Origin of the sequence: Kitasatospora sp. NBC_01246 (genome assembly GCF_036226505.1) — a bacterium.
Taxonomy (GTDB): Bacteria; Actinomycetota; Actinomycetes; order Streptomycetales; family Streptomycetaceae; genus Kitasatospora.
Genome location: NZ_CP108484.1, coordinates 1 through 18,110, shown reverse-complemented (window position 1 = coordinate 18,110; position 18,110 = coordinate 1). Strand labels below are relative to the sequence as shown.

Annotated in this window: 13 protein-coding genes; 10 read left to right on the top strand and 3 right to left on the bottom strand. The window is 72.9% G+C overall.

Features of this window, described 5'->3' with window-relative positions; all coding sequences use genetic code 11:
* Positions 1-120: 120 nt before the first annotated feature.
* Complete coding sequence (locus tag OG618_RS00070; RefSeq protein ID WP_329484991.1) at positions 121-588, bottom strand: hypothetical protein; 468 nt, start codon at positions 586-588, stop codon at positions 121-123.
* A 261-nt stretch (positions 589-849) separates the two neighbouring features.
* Between OG618_RS00070 and OG618_RS00065 the strand changes: the two genes are divergently transcribed.
* From OG618_RS00065 to OG618_RS00030, 7 genes are all read left to right on the top strand, one after another.
* Complete coding sequence (locus OG618_RS00065; protein WP_329484989.1) at positions 850-1,497, top strand: hypothetical protein; 648 nt, start codon at positions 850-852, stop codon at positions 1,495-1,497.
* Between the two features lie 21 nt (positions 1,498-1,518).
* A complete protein-coding gene (locus OG618_RS00060) occupies positions 1,519-1,611 on the top strand; it encodes an Ms4533A family Cys-rich leader peptide (protein ID WP_329484988.1) in 93 nt (30 codons plus the stop codon).
* Positions 1,612-1,757: 146 nt separating this feature from the next.
* The gene (locus tag OG618_RS00055) at positions 1,758-3,476 is read left to right on the top strand and encodes an ABC transporter substrate-binding protein (protein ID WP_329484987.1); all 1,719 of its coding nucleotides are present in this window, start codon (positions 1,758-1,760) and stop codon (positions 3,474-3,476) included.
* Between the two features lie 43 nt (positions 3,477-3,519).
* Positions 3,520-4,560, top strand: a complete 1,041-nt coding sequence (locus OG618_RS00050) for an ABC transporter permease (protein WP_329484986.1) — start codon at positions 3,520-3,522, stop codon at positions 4,558-4,560.
* The gene (locus tag OG618_RS00045; protein ID WP_329484985.1) at positions 4,557-5,546 is read left to right on the top strand and encodes an ABC transporter permease; all 990 of its coding nucleotides are present in this window, start codon (positions 4,557-4,559) and stop codon (positions 5,544-5,546) included. Before OG618_RS00050 ends, OG618_RS00045 begins: the two co-directional genes overlap by 4 nt.
* Positions 5,543-7,219, top strand: a complete 1,677-nt coding sequence (locus OG618_RS00040; protein ID WP_329484984.1) for an ABC transporter ATP-binding protein — start codon at positions 5,543-5,545, stop codon at positions 7,217-7,219. Before OG618_RS00045 ends, OG618_RS00040 begins: the two co-directional genes overlap by 4 nt.
* Before the next feature lie 1,379 nt (positions 7,220-8,598).
* Positions 8,599-9,219 carry an RICIN domain-containing protein gene (locus tag OG618_RS00030; protein WP_442906712.1) on the top strand — a complete coding sequence of 207 codons (621 nt, stop codon included), beginning with the start codon at positions 8,599-8,601 and terminating at the stop codon, positions 9,217-9,219.
* Positions 9,220-9,452: 233 nt separating this feature from the next.
* On the opposite strand, the gene OG618_RS00025 is transcribed toward OG618_RS00030, so the two are convergent.
* Together OG618_RS00025 and OG618_RS00020 are read right to left on the bottom strand one after the other, a co-directional pair.
* Positions 9,453-10,064, bottom strand: coding sequence for a helicase associated domain-containing protein (locus tag OG618_RS00025; RefSeq protein WP_329484981.1), 612 nt, complete (start codon positions 10,062-10,064; stop codon positions 9,453-9,455).
* A 51-nt stretch (positions 10,065-10,115) separates the two neighbouring features.
* Entirely contained in the window at positions 10,116-10,877 is a 762-nt protein-coding gene (locus tag OG618_RS00020; protein WP_329484980.1) for a hypothetical protein, read from the bottom strand.
* 1,516 nt (positions 10,878-12,393) lie between these two features.
* On the opposite strand from OG618_RS00020, the gene OG618_RS00015 reads away from it, so the two are divergent.
* From OG618_RS00015 to OG618_RS00005, 3 genes are all read left to right on the top strand, one after another.
* Complete coding sequence (locus OG618_RS00015; RefSeq protein WP_329484979.1) at positions 12,394-13,314, top strand: hypothetical protein; 921 nt, start codon at positions 12,394-12,396, stop codon at positions 13,312-13,314.
* A 553-nt stretch (positions 13,315-13,867) separates the two neighbouring features.
* The gene (locus tag OG618_RS00010; RefSeq protein WP_329484978.1) at positions 13,868-14,071 is read left to right on the top strand and encodes a hypothetical protein; all 204 of its coding nucleotides are present in this window, start codon (positions 13,868-13,870) and stop codon (positions 14,069-14,071) included.
* A 696-nt stretch (positions 14,072-14,767) separates the two neighbouring features.
* The gene (locus tag OG618_RS00005; protein ID WP_329484977.1) at positions 14,768-15,295 is read left to right on the top strand and encodes a hypothetical protein; all 528 of its coding nucleotides are present in this window, start codon (positions 14,768-14,770) and stop codon (positions 15,293-15,295) included.
* The last annotated feature ends 2,815 nt before the right edge of the window (positions 15,296-18,110 follow it).

The following is an 18,110-nucleotide window of genomic DNA, read 5'->3' as shown; positions in this document are numbered from 1 at the left end:
GCACCCGAGCGAGTTCCGGCCCGGGCGGGGCCAGCGGCCCGGCGGGTTTCGCCCCAGCCAACCAGCCCGCCGCTGGCCGGAGCCGGCAGGCCGCGCGCCGGGCTGGGTAGTCGGTGTCGGTCAGGGGGTGGGGTAGGGCCGGGGGTGGCCGGCGTTCACGCACTGCTGGTTCTGCTGGTCGATCCGGTGGAGTGCGCCGGCGGGGCCCAGGGCCTCTGACAGCATGACGGCGGTGGACACCGTGATGGCGTGGATCTGCTCGGGGAGGGCGAGGCCTGCGACGGCCGTGCCCAGGCCGCTCTCGCCGGCGGCGACGCGGTGGACGGCGGTGGTGACCGCGAACTCCACCTCCAGCGGGGCCAGGGCCGCCACCACGTCGAGGCTGGCGACCCGCATCGAGGGCTCTCCGAGTTCGGTGAACAGCGCGTCGTGGTCGAGGACCAGCCAGGCCAGTACCCATTCCAGCCGGTCGGCGTCCAGGCCCGCGAGGCAGTTCTCGACCGCGGCGCGGTCCCGCATGAGGTAGGCCCGTGTCAGATCGGCGGCCCGCCAGGTCGCATCCACCAGCTGGTCGTCCACAGTCGTCATACCCCCGGTCTATCCGAGGGGCCGGCGCCGCGGCCACGGGTACCGGCCGATTCACGCCAACGAGCGGGAAGGACGCAGGCGCGGTGCGCTCGGTGAGACCAGGGCGGCGGAGACCGTGGGCTGTTGCCGTTGCGGCCGGGCGGCCCGTGTTCGGTGACAGACTCAGGCCCTCACCGACGAGAGCGAGCGGCTGCGTGCCGCCCTCCGCGAAGCCGACCGGCGTCTGGCGACCAACCGCACCCGACTCGCCGGAGGCATGGCATGATCCCGGACCGAACCACCCCGAACGCCCGACTGCTGCGCCGCGCCCTCGCCCTCTACCCCGACTCCTACGGCGCCCACGAGCTGGCCGAACTCACCGACCACGCCGAACGCCACGTGCGCACCGCAGGCCCGCTGGCCGGCCTGCGGGAGGTTGCCGACGTGGCCGGACACGGAGCCCGGGTCCGCCTCGGCCTGGTCTCCCACCGGCCGATGGGCCGGGCACTGGCCACCGCGGCCCCGCTCGCCGCCGTCCTGGCCGGCACCTACGCGGCCTGGGACCTCTGGTACACCCTCCAGATGGCCATCGACCACGGTTTCGACCAGTTGGGACCGTCCGGCACCCGGGCGGTCGCCGTCAGGGCGATGGCCCTCGCCCCGGCGACGCTGATGGCGATCGCGGTGCTGGCCGGACGCTGGACGACGGCGAGGATCCTGGCCCTGGTCACGGTTCTGGCCACGCCGTTGCTCGCAGCCCTCCACCGACCGGAAGCAGGCGCTGGTCTCCCGGGTCGTCCAAGCCCAGCGGTACTGATCCCGGTACTGATCCGCCGCCCGGAGCCGCCCGGTCGCGGCCGACCGGCCGCACCGCACTGCACCGCCGGCCGATGCGGAACGGTGGACGGGGGGATTTTGACATCCTGCTGAAAGTCATACAGTCTTTTCGGCATGACTGACCGCCACCCGATCGACTGCGCCGCCATTGAGCTGGCGCTGATCGGCGTGGCCGCGCACTGCGTTTCCGACAATTTCTGTCGCTGAATCCGCCTGTCCCGACGCGTTGCGGTGATCGCCGCCTCGGGAGTCGCCCCCTCCTGCGGGCGCTGTGCTGCGCACTCTTCCCCAAAGCCTCACTGTCGCCCGCCTTCCTCCGTGTACAAATCGGTAGCGAAAGGCCCCCCTTTCCGATGTCTCGAACCACCTTCACCCCTCGCCGCCTCGCCGCGGCGACCGTCACCGTCGCGCTGGTCGTCGGACTGGCGGCGTGCGGCCCGAAGGCCGACGGCGGTGGTAGCGCCGGCAAGGACGCCGCGCCGCAGCAGGGCGGCACCCTCACCGTCCTCAACCAGAACCCGCAGGACCAGTTCGACCCCGCACGGCTCTACACCTCCGGCGGCGGCCACGTCCCCTCGCTGGTCTTCCGCACCCTCACCACCCGCAACCGGGTCGATGGCGCGGCCGGCACCGAGGTGGTCCCGGACCTCGCCACCGACATCGGCACCTCGTCGGAGGGTGCGACGGTGTGGACTTACCACCTCAAGGACGGCCTCAAGTTCGAGGACGGATCGCCGATCACCACCGCCGACATCAAGTACGGCATCGAAAGGTCATTCGCACCCGAACTCTCTGGCGGCGCACCGTACCTGAGGGACTGGCTAGTCGGTGCCGCAGACTACCAGGGCCCGTACAAGGACGGCCGCACGCTGGACGCCATCGAGACGCCGGACGAGAAGACCATCGTCTTCCACCTCAACAAGCCCGAGGGCGACTTCCCGTACCTGGCGACCCAGACGCAGTTCGCCCCCGTCCCGAAGGCCAAGGACACCGGGACGAAATACCAGGACCACCCGGTCTCCTCCGGCCCCTACCAGGTCGTCAAGAACGAGAACGACGGCGCGCACCTCGTCCTCACGCGCAACCCCAACTGGTCCGCGGCGACGGACGACCAGCGCAAGGCGTACCCGGACACCGTCGACGTGCAGTCCGGGCTCGACCCGGCGGTGATCAACCAGCGGCTCTCCGCCGGCACCGGCGCCGACGCGGCCGCCGTCACCACCGACACCAACCTCGGCCCCTCCGAACTCGCCCAGGTGAAGGACGACAAGGCCCTCGCCGCCCGCGTCGGCACCGGTCGCTTCGGCTACGTCAACTACCTGGCGTTCAACCCCAAGGTGAAGCCCTTCGACAACCCGAAGGTCCGGCAGGCCGTCGCCTACGCGATCAACCGCACCTCGGTCGTCAACGCCGCCGGCGGCTCCTCGCTCGCCGAGGCCGCCACCACCTACCTGCCCAACCAGGAGACCTTCGGGTACACCCCGTACGACCCGTTCCCGGCCGGTGTCACCGGAAACCCGGAGAAGGCCAAGGAACTGCTGAAGGAGGCCGGCTACCCGGACGGCCTGACCATCACGCTCACCCACTCCAGCGCCACGGGCAAGGGCGACGGCCCGGACCTGGCCACCGCCGTCCAGGACGGGCTGAAGGCGGCCGGGATCACCGTCCAGCTCGACGCCCTGGACTCCACCAGGTACTCCAAGACGATCCACACCGTCGGTACCGAGCCCGGTCTCTTCCTCTCCGGCTGGGGCGCCGACTGGCCGTCCGGCGGTCCGTTCCTGGCGCCGATCTTCGACGGCCGTCAGATCGTCACCGACGGCTACAACTTCAACTCGGCGCAGCTGGACGACCCGTCAGTGAACGACGAGATCGACCAGATCAACAAGATCACCGACCACGCCGAGGCCGCCAAGCGCTGGGGCGCCCTGGACAAGCGGATCGCCGACCAGGCGCTCACCGTCCCGCTGTACCACCCCGTCTACAAGCGGCTGTCCGGCAAGGACGTCCGCAACATCGTCATCAGCGACTGGACCGGCGTGCTCGACATCTCCCAGGTCGCGGTCAAGTAGCGGACGGTATCGAACGGAATCGAACGGATCGGTTCGGACAACCATGGCACCACACGAACCCAGAGCCGGGGAGGCCCCCGCGGCCTCCCCGGCCACCGGGGGGCGGCAGGTGTGGCGGCGGCTGCTCGCGCGGCGCGCCGTCCTCGCGGCCGGCCTCGTCATCGTCCTGCTCGTCCTGATCGCGGCGGCGGCACCGCTGCTCGCCGCGATCGAGGGCCAGGACCCCACCAGTTACCACAACGACCTGCTCGACTCGGCGGCCGGCGGGGTGCCCACCGGCTCCTTCGGCGGCGTCGGCGCCGAGCACTGGCTCGGCGTCGAACCGGGCACCGGGCGGGACGTCTTCGCCCGGCTGGTCCACGGTGCCCGGATCTCGCTGCTCGTCGCCGTCGGGGCCACCCTCGTCCAGGTCGCGATCGGTGTCCTGCTCGGGCTCGCTGCGGGCCTCGGCAGCCGGCTGCTCGACCAGCTGATCGGCAACACCACCGAGGTGATGCTCGCGCTGCCCACGCTGGTCTTCGCCATCTCGCTGATGGCGATCGTGCCCTCCTCCTTCCCCCGCCCGCTCCTGCTGACCATGGTCATCGGGCTGCTGGGCTGGTCCGGCACCGCACGGATCGTCCGGGCGCAGACGCTCAGCCTGCGGCAGCTCGACTACGTGGCCGCGGCCCGGCTGGCCGGTGCCACCCGGTGGCGGATCGCCCGCCGGGAGCTGCTGCCGTCCCTGGCCGCGCCGGTCATCACCTACGCGGCGGTCCTGCTGCCGTCCAACGTGATCGCCGAGGCCGGGCTGTCCTTCCTCGGGGTGGGAGTCAAGCCGCCGACTTCGTCGTGGGGCCAGATGCTCTCCGGCGCGACCACCTGGTTCCGCGCGGACCCGATGTACGTGCTGCTCCCGTCCGCGCTGCTGTTCGCCACCGTGCTCGCGTTCACCGTGTTCGGCGACGCCGTCCGTACCGAGCTCGACCCCCGGGCGGCCTCCCGGCTGCGGGTCGGGACGGTGCGTGGCAGCGCAGGGCCGGCGGCGGAGGGGTCCGCTTCGAGCGCCGGCACTTCGAGCGTCGCAGAGGAGGCCACCGCATGACCCGCTTCCTGCTCCGCAAGGCCGTCGGCATGGTCGGCGTCCTGTTCGCCCTCTCGCTGATCGTCTACGCGGTGTTCTACATCGCCCCCGGCGATCCCGCCCAGCTGGCCTGCGGCGAGAAGTGCAGCCCCGCCCAGGTCCTCCAGGTGCGCGAACGGCTGGGCCTCGACGCGCCCGTCCACCTGCAGTACGCCCACTTCCTCCAGGGCGTCGTGGCCGGCCGCGACTTCAGCGCCGGGACGGGCGTGCTGCACTGCCCGGCGCCCTGCCTGGGCGTCTCCTACCGCAGCGGCGAGCAGGTCACCGACATGATCACCGCCCGGCTCCCGGTGACGGCCTCGCTGGCGCTCGGCGCGATGGTGCTCTGGCTGGTCCTCGGGGTCGGCGCCGGCCTGCTCTCCGCGCTGCGCCGGGGCCGGCTCAGCGAGCGCCTGCTGACCGGGCTGACGCTGGCCGGCACCTCCGTGCCGGTGTTCGTCATCGGCCTGGTGCTGCTCATCGTCCTGTGCGCCCAACTGCAGTGGCTGCCGTTCCCGAGCTACGTGCCGCTCACCGAGGACCCGCAGCAGTGGTTCTGGGGCCTGCTGCTGCCCTGGGTCTCGCTCGCGCTCATCGAGTCCGCCAAGTACGCGCGGCTGACCCGCTCCTCCATGCTGGAGACCCTCGCCGACGACCACATCCGGACCTTCCGGGCGTACGGCGTCAGCGAACGGCGCCTGGTGACCAGGCACGCGCTGCGCGGCGCGCTCACCCCGGTGATCGCGCTCACCGCCATCGACCTCGGGACGCTGTTCGGGTCTGCCGTGCTGACCGAGTCGCTCTTCGGCCTCCCGGGGCTGGGCAAGCTGCTGGTCACCTCGGTCGGCCTGATCGACCTGCCGACCGTCGTGGGCCTCACCCTTGTCACCGGCTTCTCCGTGGTCCTCGCCAACGTCATCGCGGACGTGCTCTACGCGGTGACCGACCGAAGGGTGGTCCTGACGTGAGCGCCGCATCCCTGGTCGACGTCCGGGACCTGGTCGTCGACTTCCCGGTCGGAACCGGCCACGTCCGCGCCGTCGACGGCGTGGGCTTCACCCTGGAGGCTGGGCAGGCGCTCGGCATCGTCGGCGAGTCCGGCTCCGGCAAGAGCACCGTCGCCTACGGACTGCTCGGCCTGCACCGCGGGACCGGCGCCCGGATCGGCGGCTCGGTCCGGGTCGCCGGCGTGGACGCCGTCACCGCCGAGGGCGACGAACTCCGGCGTCTGCGCGGCGGGTTGGCGGCGATGGTGTTCCAGGACCCGCTCTCCGCCCTCGACCCGTACTACGCGGTGGGGGACCAGATCGCCGAGGTCGTCCGGGTGCACCGGGACATCTCCCGCCGGGACGCCAGGGCCCGGGCCGTCGAGGTGCTCGACCGCGTCGGCATCGCCGACGCCGCCCGGCGCTCACGGTCGCGTCCGCACGAGTTCAGCGGCGGCATGCGCCAGCGGGTGCTGATCGCGATGGCCCTGGCCTGCGAGCCGCGGCTGCTGGTCGCCGACGAGCCGACGACCGCGCTGGACGTCACCGTCCAGGCCCAGATCCTCGACCTGCTGCACGAGCTGCGCGCCGAGACCGGGGCCGGGCTGGTCCTGGTCACCCACGACCTGGGCGTGGTCGCCGGGAGCGTCGACCGGGTGCTGGTGATGAAGGACGGCCGGGCGGTGGAGCACGGCCCGGTCGCCGAGGTGCTGGGCGCTCCGCGCGAGCCGTACACCCGGGCGCTGCTGTCGGCGGTGCCCCGGGTCGACGCCCCGGAGGCTTCGGGCGCCCCTGCCGCGCCTGCCGAGCCGGCCGGGGACGAGGTCCTGCTCGAAGCCGTCGAGCTGCGTCGCGAGTTCGCCACCCGCGGTGGCCCCGTCCGGCACGGCGCCCCCGTGGCCGCCGTGGACGGCGTCTCGCTCACCGTCCGCGCCGGCGAGACACTGGGCATCGTCGGCGAGTCCGGCTCCGGGAAGACCACGCTCGGGCGGATGCTCGTCCGGCTGCTGGAGCCGACCGGCGGCCGGCTCCACTACCGCGGCCGGGACATCGGCGCGCTCGGGGAGAAGGACCTGCGCCCGCTCCGGCGGGAGCTGCAGATGGTCTTCCAGGACCCGGTGTCCTCGCTCAACCCGCGCCGCACAATCGGCGAGTCCGTCGCCGACCCGCTGCGGATCGCCGGCGAGAGCGACGAGCGCCGCATCCGCGCGCGGGTCGGCGACCTCCTCGAACGCGTGGGGCTCGACGCCGACTGGTACCACCGCTATCCGCACGAGTTCTCCGGCGGGCAGCGGCAGCGGGTCGGCATCGCCCGGGCGCTGGCCCCCCGGCCGCGCCTGATCGTCTGCGACGAACCGGTCTCCGCGCTGGACGTCACCACGCAGGCCCAGGTGGTCGAGCTGCTGGGCGAGTTGCAGCGCGACCTCGGCCTCGCGCTGGTCTTCATCGCCCATGACCTCGCCGTGGTCCGCCAGGTCAGCGACCGGGTCGCGGTGATGCGGGCCGGGCGGATCGTGGAACAGGGCGACGCCGACGCCGTGTACGACGCCCCCCAGCACGCCTACACCAAGGGCCTGCTGGCCGCCGTGCCGGTGCTGGACCCGGTCGAGGCGACCGCCCGGCGCCACGCCCGCCTCGCCGCCGCCGGGGTCTGACCGGCCCGACCGGCCCCCGGCAGCGGCTGGCTCTTGACCCCCGGCTCCCGGCTCCCGGTCCTACGGCTGGGAGCCGGGAGCCGACCGCACGTCAGGGCCCGCCCGGCGCCGCCACGGACGGCCGGCCCGCGGTCGGCCCGTCGAAGCCGGTCACCGCAGGGGCTCCCCGGCCTCCACCACCCGTACGGCCCGTTGGACGGGCAGGCCGCTGCGCTCGTTCTGCAGGTCCCACAAATCCCGGCTTGAATGGCCTCTGACCGGCGCTTCTCGTGAGTCGGGTGGGAATCGTCCGGTTCGTCCATCGGGAGCATCGAGCCGGTGTTCCCGGTCGGGCCTCCATTCACGATGGAGACCCGACCAGTCCTGACCTGCCGACTTCGTCGGTGTACGGGATCCGCGGGAGTGTCGCGGGAATCCCACCGCCGCCCGCTACGCCCACTCCATCCCGTGTTCGGTGAGTTGTGAGTTCCTGCTGCTACACCGAGGCTTGAACAGCTTCTGATCGGCGTATCTCGTGCGTTCGGTGGGAATCGTCGGGTTCGTCCGGTGGGGCGTCGAGCGGTGTTCCTGGTCGGGCCTTCGTCTACGCGGGAGGCCCGACCGGCCCTGACCTGCCGACGTCGTCGGTGTACGGGAATCACGTGAGTGTCCCGGGAATCCCACCGCCGCCCGCTACGCCCACTCCATCCCGTGTTCGGCGAGCTGCGCGAGCCGGCCCGCGCTCAGCTTTGCCCGCCGGCTCTTCTGGGTGTTCAACCAGGTGCCCAGCGCGAGGTGCGACACGATCACCTGCTCCTCGCCGCCGGGGGCCGGCCTCCACGGTCTCCGCCGGCTCCTTGTGTGGGCGCCGGACGTTGGCGTGGCGCTCCCGCGCACGAGGTCGGCGGGCGGCGGTTCGGGAAGTTCGCGGTGCGAGGCACCCCCACCCGCGGGCGCCGGGACCAGGGTGTTCGCCCGGGCCGGCAGGACGGCCACGGCGAGCGTGGCGGCACGACGCCACCCGGGACGAAGTGATCATGTGTTACGACGGCCTGCCCCCGCCGCCCCGGGCGGCAAGGTCACCCGCGGCGGCGCGCCCCGAGCGCTTCGTTGACCATCACGCACCGGGCGCGACGAGCCTTCCGGGTCACCTGGCTCGAACGAGCCAATGCCGCCGCCGTGCTACTGGGCGACGCCGAGCCCACCTTCGCCCCGGCGACCTGACGGACCCGCCGTCGCCCGCCGGGCTTCTCCACCTTCCTCAACGGAGCCGACAGGGGTGGGGCGCGGGCCCCGCCGCGGCGATCGGGCGGTGCGGACACGGGGACGTGCCCGGTGTTCTGACATGACTTCAGAAATAGTTCTGAGGTACCTGCAACCTCCGGGGGCTCCGCACGTCTATGAGGTTGAGACGGTCGGGAAGTCCGGGTGTCTCATCCGAACCACATCTGCAGGGACCCATGGGGGGAACCATGAACGACCACTTCACCACCACGCGCCGCCTGGGCTCCGCCGCCGCCGCGGTCGCCCTCGGGCTGGGGGCCGGGCTGCTGGCCGCCGCGCCCGCTTCGGCCTCGGCCTCGGGGATGTCCTACGTCCCGCTGTCGGCCGACTCCACCGTGGCGTTCCAGAACGCGGCGACCGGCAAGTGCCTGGGGGCGGCGGACTTCCGTACCGATGACGGCGCGCCGGTGCGTCAGTCGGCCTGGTGCGGTGACACCGCCCAGCAGTGGCGGGTCAGTGACGGCTTCGTCGTCAACGTGTACAGCGGCAAGTGCCTGGAGGTGCCGGGCTGGAGCACCGCCCAGGGGACCGCGGTCGTCCAGTGGACCTGCAACGGCGGTGCCAACCAGCGCTGGGGGAAGGTCAACGTCGACGGCGCCACGATGGCCGTCATCAACTTCAACAGCGGCCTCGTCCTCGATGTCGCCGGCGGCGACCCGAGCGACACGGCTCCGGTGGTCCAGTGGTCCTCGGGGGGTTCGGCGAACCAGCGGTGGACCCTCAACCCGGTCGGCTGATCCGCCCTCGGTCCCCAGTGTGAGTTCCTGCCGCTGCGCCGGGGCTTGAATGGCCCCTGACCGGCGCATCTCGTGAGTCCGGCGGGAATCGTCTGGTTCGTCCGCTGAGGCGCGTCGAGCCGGTGTTCCCGGTCGGGCCTCCGTCTACGAGGGAGGCCCGACCGGCCCTGACCTGCCGACCTCGTCGGTGTACGGGAATCACGTGAGTGTCCCGGGAATCCCACCGCCGCCCGCTACGCCCACTCGACGCCGTGTTCGGCGAGTTGGGCGAGCTGGCCCGGGGTGAGCTTGGCCCGGCGGGCTTTCTGGGTGTTGAGCCAGGTGCCCAGGGCGAAGTGCGACACGACCGCCTGCTCCTCACCGTCGGGGCCGGCCTCCATGGCCTCTACTGGCTCCTTGTGCGGACGGGGGACCCGGGGATGCCGCTCCCGCTCCACGAACTGGGCGATCGCCGCCAGGCCCTGGGCGAACCGGTCGCCGCGGGACACGGTCGGCTTCGCCTCGGCCGCGGCCTTCGCAGCCACCAACTCCTGGTCCTCCTCGATCCCGATCGCCGCCAGCAGGCCCCGCTGATCGGCCTCCAGGCCCGGCCAGCCGGCCCGCTGCGCCCGTACCCAGCGGCCGAGCTGCTCACCCTCGAACACCGTGTCCACCGGCAGCCGCGCCCAGTCGACGCGGCCGTCGGAGTCGAGCCACCACAGCCGGGCGACCGCGTAGGTGCGCTGCCAGGTGACCGGCCACACCGGGCACCAGAACGGGTCGATCTCCTCCAGCGCCCGCCGCCATGTCCAGCCGGTGGCTGCTGACCTGTCCTGCTGGTCCGGTGGCCCCCGCCCGAGGGCCAAGCCGGTACCACCAGTGCTACCGCCGTGTGCCCAGGCAGCCGGTTCGGCGCCTCAGTCCAATAGGGAGAAGTCGAGGCGGATCAAGATGTCCTCAAGATCGATGGCCTCGTCAGCACAGAACCCCCGCAGCTCGTCCCAGTACTCCGACACGTCATCGAGCTGGCCCCCGCGCAGGCTGATCACGGCGGGATCCCCGTCCTCCGGCACCCACAACTCCGCGACGTCGGCCCGCTTCAACTCGTCGCAGACGCTGACCAGCTCGTGCTGCCTGATCTGCAACCGCCGCATGACGAGCTGGAAGTCGGGGGGCTCCTCCAACCCGGCGACCAAGGCCAGGACCTGACGTGCCGGCAGGGTCAGCGTGCCCACAGCCGTCGCGAGGCGGTTGAACGCGCTGATGCTCTGTGCTTCCTCTTCTGGGGTCAGCCCCAGGTTCTCCCAGTCGTGAAAGCGGCGCAGGGTGGTTGCGTAGGCGACCGTGTTGTCCTTGGTGACGTCGCGGTATGCCGCCTCCATCTGCTGCACGCTGTGGCGGTAGGGGGCTTCGTGGCGCTCCTTCATGCCCCGGAGGAACTCCGAAGTGAACTCGCCGCGCGAGGACTTGTCGTCGATGTTCTTGGCGTGGTTCTTGCAGAGCAAGATCAGGTTGTTGTGGGCCCGGAGGTCATCGAGGTCCTTGCCATCCCAGTCCTCGTGCCGAGCGCTTGTAGGCTCGGCGCCGATGATGTGGGCGATCTCGCCGATCCAACCGTTCTCGGCGGTGACGAGCCGTACCTTGCAGTCCTCCCACGCGCACTCGTTGCCGCTGAACACGAGCAGCTGGCGTACGACCTGGTCGTGGGGGTCCCGCCGATTCCGCGCTGTGCCGTCCTTCCTCAACCGACCCGCCATCACATGCCGCCTTCCTTGCCAATCCGCCTCTATGACGGGACATCAGCCTAGAGGGAGAAGCGGACCCCTATGGCGACGGCCCCGTCCCGCCCGCCGCTGCCCTCCCAGCACGGGGAGATGAGCGACGAAGCCGTCATCGCCCGAGTCCTCGACGACCCGCGACTGGCCGCGAAGACCGCGAAGGCGTTGCGCTTGCGGAGGCAGCAAGCAGCGCGGGCCGATCAGCCGCCTGCTCCCTGAACCGCGCCCCCGCCTGCCCGGCCCACCTGCTGCCTGGCTGCCGGTTGCTGCCGGAGGCGGGTGGTGAGGTGGTTGCGGGACCGGCTGTTGGTGACGAAACTCCCGCCTGCCCGTCCCGACTGGAGTGGGCCGCCGTGGCGGCCGGCCGAGGTTGACCTGTTCCGGCAGGTGCCGCACGGCGCGCCGTTGGGCGATCAAGTCCGCGATGGACGTGGACGGGGGCTGCTACCTGCAGTGATGGTGCTCTGGTTTGGGTGGGGGTGGTCCACCCGTCCGGCTGGGTCTGGCCTGCTGACCGGTGCCGGGGTGGACTGCCCCGCCGGGCGTTGCCGCTCGGGTAGTCCACCCCGGCATGCCGGTCGCCTGCCCGGCCCGTCTGGTCGCCTGTCCGGCGCCCTTGCTTGCCGTCCCGGCCGCCCTTGGCTGCCTGGGCTGTCCTGTCCCCCGGATGTCTGTCGTTCGGGGTGCTGGGGGTTTCGTGACGGGCCGCTCTGCTCCGCCCTCGGCTGGGTTCCGGTTCGGGTCCCGGTGTGTGACCTTGTCGGATTTCTGGCGCGGGTAGGGCCTTCTGGTAGACCAATCTGGGCGTGCGGCCGACCCCTGTCAGGCGGTCTGGCGGCACTCCGGGGTATGCCGGGTTCGGCGACGGCGTGTGGTCACCGCCCCGGCCGGCCGGGGTTCGGCGGGCGGTCTGGGGACCGGGGCCGCTGTGGGGTGCTCCGGCGAATTGACGGCGCCTCGGAAATGCCGCCGGTTTTCGGCTCTGGCTTTCCTCTCGTATTCAGCCGGAATTTCGTTGCTCGGGCTGCTTTGGCGGGTGGTTAATTCATGCGGGAGTTCGCCGGGAGTTCGGGGGCGGGGAGCGGTGTGGTTCGGGCGGCGGCCGTGCCCGGCTCGCAGCCATCCCCGGCGCGGGGGCGGCGGAGGTCGCCGTTCGGGGCGCGCGGCCGTTCCGGGTGGCTGGTGGTCCGGCTGCTCCCCGTGCTGCCCCTCTGGGGCCAGAGGGTGAAGCTGGGCGAGCACCCGCGCGAGCGGGGGTCTCCTGTCCGGCGTGCAGACCGGCGTCGCGGGGCTGCTCCGTGCCGCTCGGGCGGAGGTCAGGCGGTCGCCGACTGCGGCTTCGTCAAGCGCGGCCGCGGGATACCGAAGACGAGAATTCCGTGTCGCGCCCCCGTCCTCCCGCCATAGGGTCCAGCCCATGCACTCTGACCAACTCCAGCTCTCATCCCAGCGGTGGATGACGGCCGCACTGACGGCGTTTGCGCAGGGACCGGAGTCGCATGACTTCGCCGTTCACCATGCTGGGATCGCCGCTGAGCACATGCTCAAGGCCTACCTGGCCTCGCTCCACCCGGCGCTGATCGCCGAGCGGGACTTTGACTCGCTTCTCCATGCCACCGGTCATGGCACGCACGCGTCTGTCCCCGCCAGCCGGGCGAAGACCATCGGACTGGTCGACGCTCACGACCGGGTGCACAAGATCCTCCGCACCCAAATGCCGGTCGCCAAGCAGGCGCTCGGACCCGTCGCGAACGCACGCAACGGAGTTGCCCACAGTGGTGTCTATGACGTTGCCGAGGTGCAGTTGGTTTTCACCACATGCCTTCGGCTGATCGACCCGCTGCTTACCGAGCTAAAGATAGATGCGGATCGCTACTGGGGCAGCTACCGGCCGCTGCACGACCGGCTGATCGAGGAGCGCGTCGAAGCCACCCGTATCCGCCTGGAAGGCAGGCTGGCCAGAGCAAGGGCCGCCTTCGAGGAACGCTACGGGCACCTGAATGAGAGGGAGCGAGCACTCGTACTGGCTGCGGTCACGCAGCAGGGCACGACGCTCGCCAATGAGCACAGCGTGCTCAGGACCTGCCCTGCCTGCAGCTCGGATGGCTGGTTGACGGGCGACCTCAACCTCGGCTCCCTCCGCGGTGTGGCCGGGCCCAAGGCCGTCGTCGTCTTCATCTCGCCTTACATCTTCGACTGCTCCGCCTGCGGCCTTGAACTCGTCGACGAAGAGCTTTACGAGCTGGGCGACGACTTCACCGACGAGGTCGTTCTCGACGATCCGCCGGAAGACTTCACCTGGGACCCGATCGAATGGCTCTACCTGGAGGACGTGTGACCGGCTGACCCAAGGCCGAGACGAGCGCCGACCCCTGGCCGGCCGCTCCTGGCTGCCGTCGCCTCCGGCCGCCGTGCCCCGGTCCCGCCGCCGTCCCCGGCGGCCGCGTCTGTTCGGGGTGGTGGTGGCCGGGCTGCTCCCCACCGCCGAGTGCGTTCGGCCTGTCTGCCGCTCCGGCTCCGGCCCCCGGCCGCTGCTCCCGGCCCCCGGGCGGCTGCGCCTGGTCGTCGTGCTGCTCCCGGGGTCCGGGAGCGGGTAGCGCACCTGCGGGCTTTCTCGTGGTGGTGGCTCGGCGCACTGATGGCGGGTGCGACACGGTGTTGCGTCAGGGGTGCGACACGGGGCCGTGTTACGGGTCTGACCAGCTGTTATGTGACCGCTTCCGGGGGCGGGGAGGAGTAGCGGTCCTGCCGTGCCTGGCGGTCGCTGCCGGGCCCCGGCTCCCGGCCCGGCGCCGGTTTGCTGCGCCTGGCCGCCGCTGCCTGGCGGCCGCTGCCGGGGTCGCGTGGCGGGTACGGGGCGACGATTTGTACGGCACGCGCAGGAGCTGCTGGTGGTCCTGGTCCGCGCCGCGGATGGTGAGCTGGTGTTCGACGGCGAGCACATGCTGACCACCTCGACCCGGGCGGTCGACGGGGCGATCAGGGACGTCCTGTATGAGCCGCTGCCGGCCCGGTGCCGCTGCGTCTGGTCGTCGCTTGCGGGTCCGGTGTTGCTGTGTCCGGCTCGTCGGCGGTCGGAGCTGATGGCTGGGTGATTGCGCGGCAATCACCCAGCGGCGGAGGCCTGACGGCCCTCGCCGGGCACCGGCAGCGGCCCTCACGCAGGCCGTCCCGGCCCGCCCGGCCCGCTGTGCCTTGCCGTCCTGGTCGCCGCTCGCCGGTGGTCGGCCCCCCTGCCGGGGCCCGCTGCGGCTGTGCCTGGTGCGGTTGCGTCGGCTGGTCCGCCCCGGCCTTCTGCTGGTGGTGTTCGGTGGCCTGGTGGCGGGTGCAACGTGGTGTTGCGTCGGGGTGTGACGCGGGGCTGTGTTTCGGGTCTGACCAGGGTTTATGTGGCCGTCGGCGGGGGCGGGCGTGTTGCGCCGCTGTGTTGCATCGATCGTGCCGGTCCGCCGGGGCTCGGCTGCTCCCTGCCCGGCCCGCTGGCCCGCTGGCCCGCTGGCCCGCTGGCCCGCCGGCCGCCGCCATGCCCCGCCCGTTGCTGCGCCGTGCCGGTGTCGAGCGGCTGCTCCTGGTCGCCGTTCCCGGGCCGGTCCCCGCCCGCCGCCAGCCCCCTGCCGGGCCCGCGCTGTTCCCGTCTCGCCCTGGGCGCCGTCGCCGCGGCTGCTCCCGTCGTGGCGACCTGCTGTCTTCGCTTGCCCGGGTGTGGGGTGGGACCTGCGGGCCCTGCGCGCCGGGGGGCAGCGGCGTTCGGAGGGCTCCCGGCGGGGGTGAGGCGGGCCGACCCGGGTGTCGTGTTCGTGTCCGTCTTGGTGGGCATGGTGGTGGGCATGGCGACTCGGGCACACACGGACGGGGTACGGCTGGCCGGGCAGGCCGCAGAGGTCAGACGCGAGATCGGCAACGACTGGTGGATTCCGCTGGTACGCCGTCTGTCGCGCGGGCGCTGGCGCGTGAATCGGAGCCGGCCGGTTGTCCGGGACCTGGGCTCGCCCTGGCAGGACACGGTGGCCTCGGAACGGACCGGGTGGCGCACGCGCGCGGCCTGGCTGCACGGCGAGCACATCTTCGCGGTCGACTACCGGGTCTGCCGACGCTGCCGGATCGGGTGGGTGGAAAGCCCTGCCACCTTCGAACCGTACCGCCGCTGCGGCCTGGCCACATCGGGCCTCATCGCGCTGCGCGCCGATCACCCCGGCCTGACCTGGCACACCCTCGGCGGGCACTTCCCGGTGTCCCGGCCCTTCTGGGAGAGCGTCGGCAGCGGCGTTCCCGGCGGCTATGAGCAAGGACCCCTCTGCCCACACGTTGATCGAGGCTAGCCGGACAGCCTCGGGAAGGAGATCGGCGCACCCACGCCCCGGAAGCACGTCGGAACAGGCACCCCTGAACAGGGGGGTGCAACCAGGGCCGCCCCCACCGGCCGGGTGGCCCCGGCCGGTGGGGGCGGCCGTCCCGGCTGGGTCGCCGCCGTGTGGTGCGGGTGCAGCGGCTGCTGCTGGCCGTCAGGGTGGGTTCGGCGGGCTGGTGTGGTCGGTCCGTCGGGTGGTTCCGGTCCCGGGGGCCGTAGGCCACCGCCTGCGCCTGCCACGGCCCTGCCGCCACCGCCCCGGTGCCGCAGGAACCCGCGCCCCGCCAGCGGCCCTTCACTGGCCCGCTGCGGGGCCGTCAGGCCCCGGCCCCCGACCACCACCGGTCCGGCCGCCAGGCCGGCACCCCCTTCGCGGCCGCAGGCCGCCCGCGCGAGGACCAGGAGGCGGTGGTGCCCGGCTGCGCCCCGCCCCGCCCCGCCCCGCGCCGCTGCCCACCCGGCCCCGCCCCGCCTGGCGTCGTACGGATTCCGGAAACCGGCCCTGAATTCCACCGTGCCGCTCGTGAATTCCGCTCACGTGCTGCCGGACCGGACTGTGCTGCGCCCGCCTGCGGTGTCTCCGGCTGTCCCGTGATTCACGGTGCGAGGCAGCGGCCGGTGTCACCAGTTCCGATGCTGGTCATTCCGCCTGTCGGACGCGCTCCGGTGGTCTCCGGAACGCGCCAGGATTCCGCCGCTCCGACTTCCCGGATTTCCTCCCGGAACGACCAGCCGGAACGGCTCCGGCGATCCATGCGATTCCCTGGCCTGTTTCACGGTCCGGCCCGGTCGTGTTCGGCCTTCGGAAACCGGTCCGCCCGCCGCCGCATTCAGCGCCGGAATCACGCCCGCTTTCACTGCTGCGAGCACTGCCGGTTTCCCCTGTGGAGTGCCTTCCCGGGGCTGCCTCGATTCGCCGTCGTACCGGTCGCTGGATTCGCCCCGCACCCCGTACCGGAAGTGCCCGCCCGCCGCCCGCCCGCCGCCGTGTCCGGTGCCCCCGCCCGTCGCCTGCCCCGTGCCCCGCTGCGCCGCGCTGCTCTGCTGCTCCGGGCCCGGTGCCAGCCGGCCGCCCCGGGGGCGGGCTGTTCCCGGCCCCCGGGGGAGGGGGACGTCCTGCCTGCCGCTGCTTCCCGGAACGCCGGCTCCGGCTCCGGCTTGCGGTGCTGGGCGCACCCCGGGGGAGGTACCCCGGGGCGGGGTGACACCCGCAGGGGTGTGCCATCGTCCCTGGGGGCTGTAGGCCGCCCGGCCCGGCCCCCATCGCCTGGCCCGCCCCGCCACCGCGCCCCCCGGCACCACCCACCCGGGCCACGTCCGTTGTGCCCCCGCCAGGGGGCCGCAGGCCACCGCCACGGGCCGCCTGCCACCCTGGCCGGTGCCGCAGGCCCGGCCCGGTCACCCGCCCGCTGCGGGGCCGCCGGGCCCCGGCGCCCGGTCTTCCGCCGGTGCGGCCGTCAGGCCGGCACCCGCCGCGGCCGTCAGGCCGCCCGCGTGTGAACGGGTGGCTGTTGGAGGGCTGGGTGGTGGTGCGGTGCTGCGCCCCGGACCGGGGTCGCCTCCCGCCCGCCGGCCGTGTGGTGCTGCTTCCCGTGCTGCCTTTCCGGGGCCGGGGGTGGAGTCCCTGACAGCTCTTGCATCTCGACCCCCGAGTCGCCGACACCTTTTGCATCGTCGTCCTGCCGCAGGCCGGAGGGTTGCCGGTGCTGTCCACGAAGGGGGTGGTGGTGGGCGCCGGGGGTGGGTTCGGTGCCGGGCCGACAGTGCCCGCCGCGCCCTGCCGCAGGCCCGCGCCGTACCCGCCTGGTGCTGTCGCCGCGCTGCGGTGGTGGCCGCCGCCGCACCCGCCGGGGACGGGCGCGGGGCCGCTGTCGCGCTCGGGGGTTGGCACCGTCGAGTGGTACGACTACTTCCTCTACCGCGCCGCCGCTGCCCCGGGGAGGGCCCGTCACCGAGCCGCCGGGTGCCGGGCCGACGCTGGTGCCGGTGGTGCCCGGCGGGTGGCTCGGCGGCCTCCTGGTGCCCGCCGCCGTCGCGGCCGATGCCGGGGCCTGCCTTCGCCCGCCGCCCACCAGCACCCGCCGCCGGTGCCTTCTCCCGCTGTCCTCCAGCACCCCTGCGGCCCGCTGCTCCTGGGCCCTCCGCCGTGTCCCGGCCGCAGGCGCCAGCCCCGCCCTCCTGCTGCCGCTCCCGGCCCGCTGCGGAGCCCGCCAGGGCGCCGTCCGGCCCCGTCCCCTTCCCGGAGGCCGCAGGCCGCCCGAGGGACCGCCCAGCACCCCCGCCCCAGGGCCGCAGAGGCACCGGGGCCCCACCGCTGCGCCCCGGGGCCGATATCGGGTGATGGCCCTCTACCGACAATTCGCGGGATATCGTGAACGGAAGGCCCGACGAATTCGCCGTCCCGTCAGGGATGGCCCTCCTACCGGCAATTCGCGCCACATCGTCAACGCTGCTCGGACACCCCGCCAGGGGAGGCCCCTATAACGGCGATTCACGCCACATCGTCAACGCTCCCGGCCGCAGGCCGGAACGGGCCCCAAGGCGGGCCGCAGGCCCGTGCCGCCCTGACGCCCATCACCCACCAAGTTGAGGCCCCGCCAGGGGCCGCCCCGGGCAAGCCAATTCGCCGCAGGCGAATTGCCCCCGCCACCCACCCACCCCGCCCGGCGCAGCCGGGCCCCCGGGGCGCAGCCCCGGGCCAGCAACCACGCAGGGTGACGGCGCAGCCGGCACCCCCCGGCCCTGGCGGGCCGTCAGGCCCGCTGCAGCGCCGCCAGGCGCTGCCT

Bases quoted from the DNA above. Each gene is read 5' to 3' on its own strand.
- OG618_RS00070 (WP_329484991.1), bottom strand. From the start codon at position 588: ATGACGACTGTGGACGACCAGCTGGTGGATGCGACCTGGCGGGCCGCC.
- OG618_RS00065 (WP_329484989.1), top strand. From the start codon at position 850: ATGATCCCGGACCGAACCACCCCGAACGCCCGACTGCTGCGCCGCGCC.
- OG618_RS00060 (WP_329484988.1), top strand. From the start codon at position 1,519: ATGACTGACCGCCACCCGATCGACTGCGCCGCCATTGAGCTGGCGCTG.
- OG618_RS00055 (WP_329484987.1), top strand. From the start codon at position 1,758: ATGTCTCGAACCACCTTCACCCCTCGCCGCCTCGCCGCGGCGACCGTC.
- OG618_RS00050 (WP_329484986.1), top strand. From the start codon at position 3,520: ATGGCACCACACGAACCCAGAGCCGGGGAGGCCCCCGCGGCCTCCCCG.
- OG618_RS00045 (WP_329484985.1), top strand. From the start codon at position 4,557: ATGACCCGCTTCCTGCTCCGCAAGGCCGTCGGCATGGTCGGCGTCCTG.
- OG618_RS00030 (WP_442906712.1), top strand. From the start codon at position 8,599: ATGAGGTTGAGACGGTCGGGAAGTCCGGGTGTCTCATCCGAACCACAT.
- OG618_RS00015 (WP_329484979.1), top strand. From the start codon at position 12,394: ATGCACTCTGACCAACTCCAGCTCTCATCCCAGCGGTGGATGACGGCC.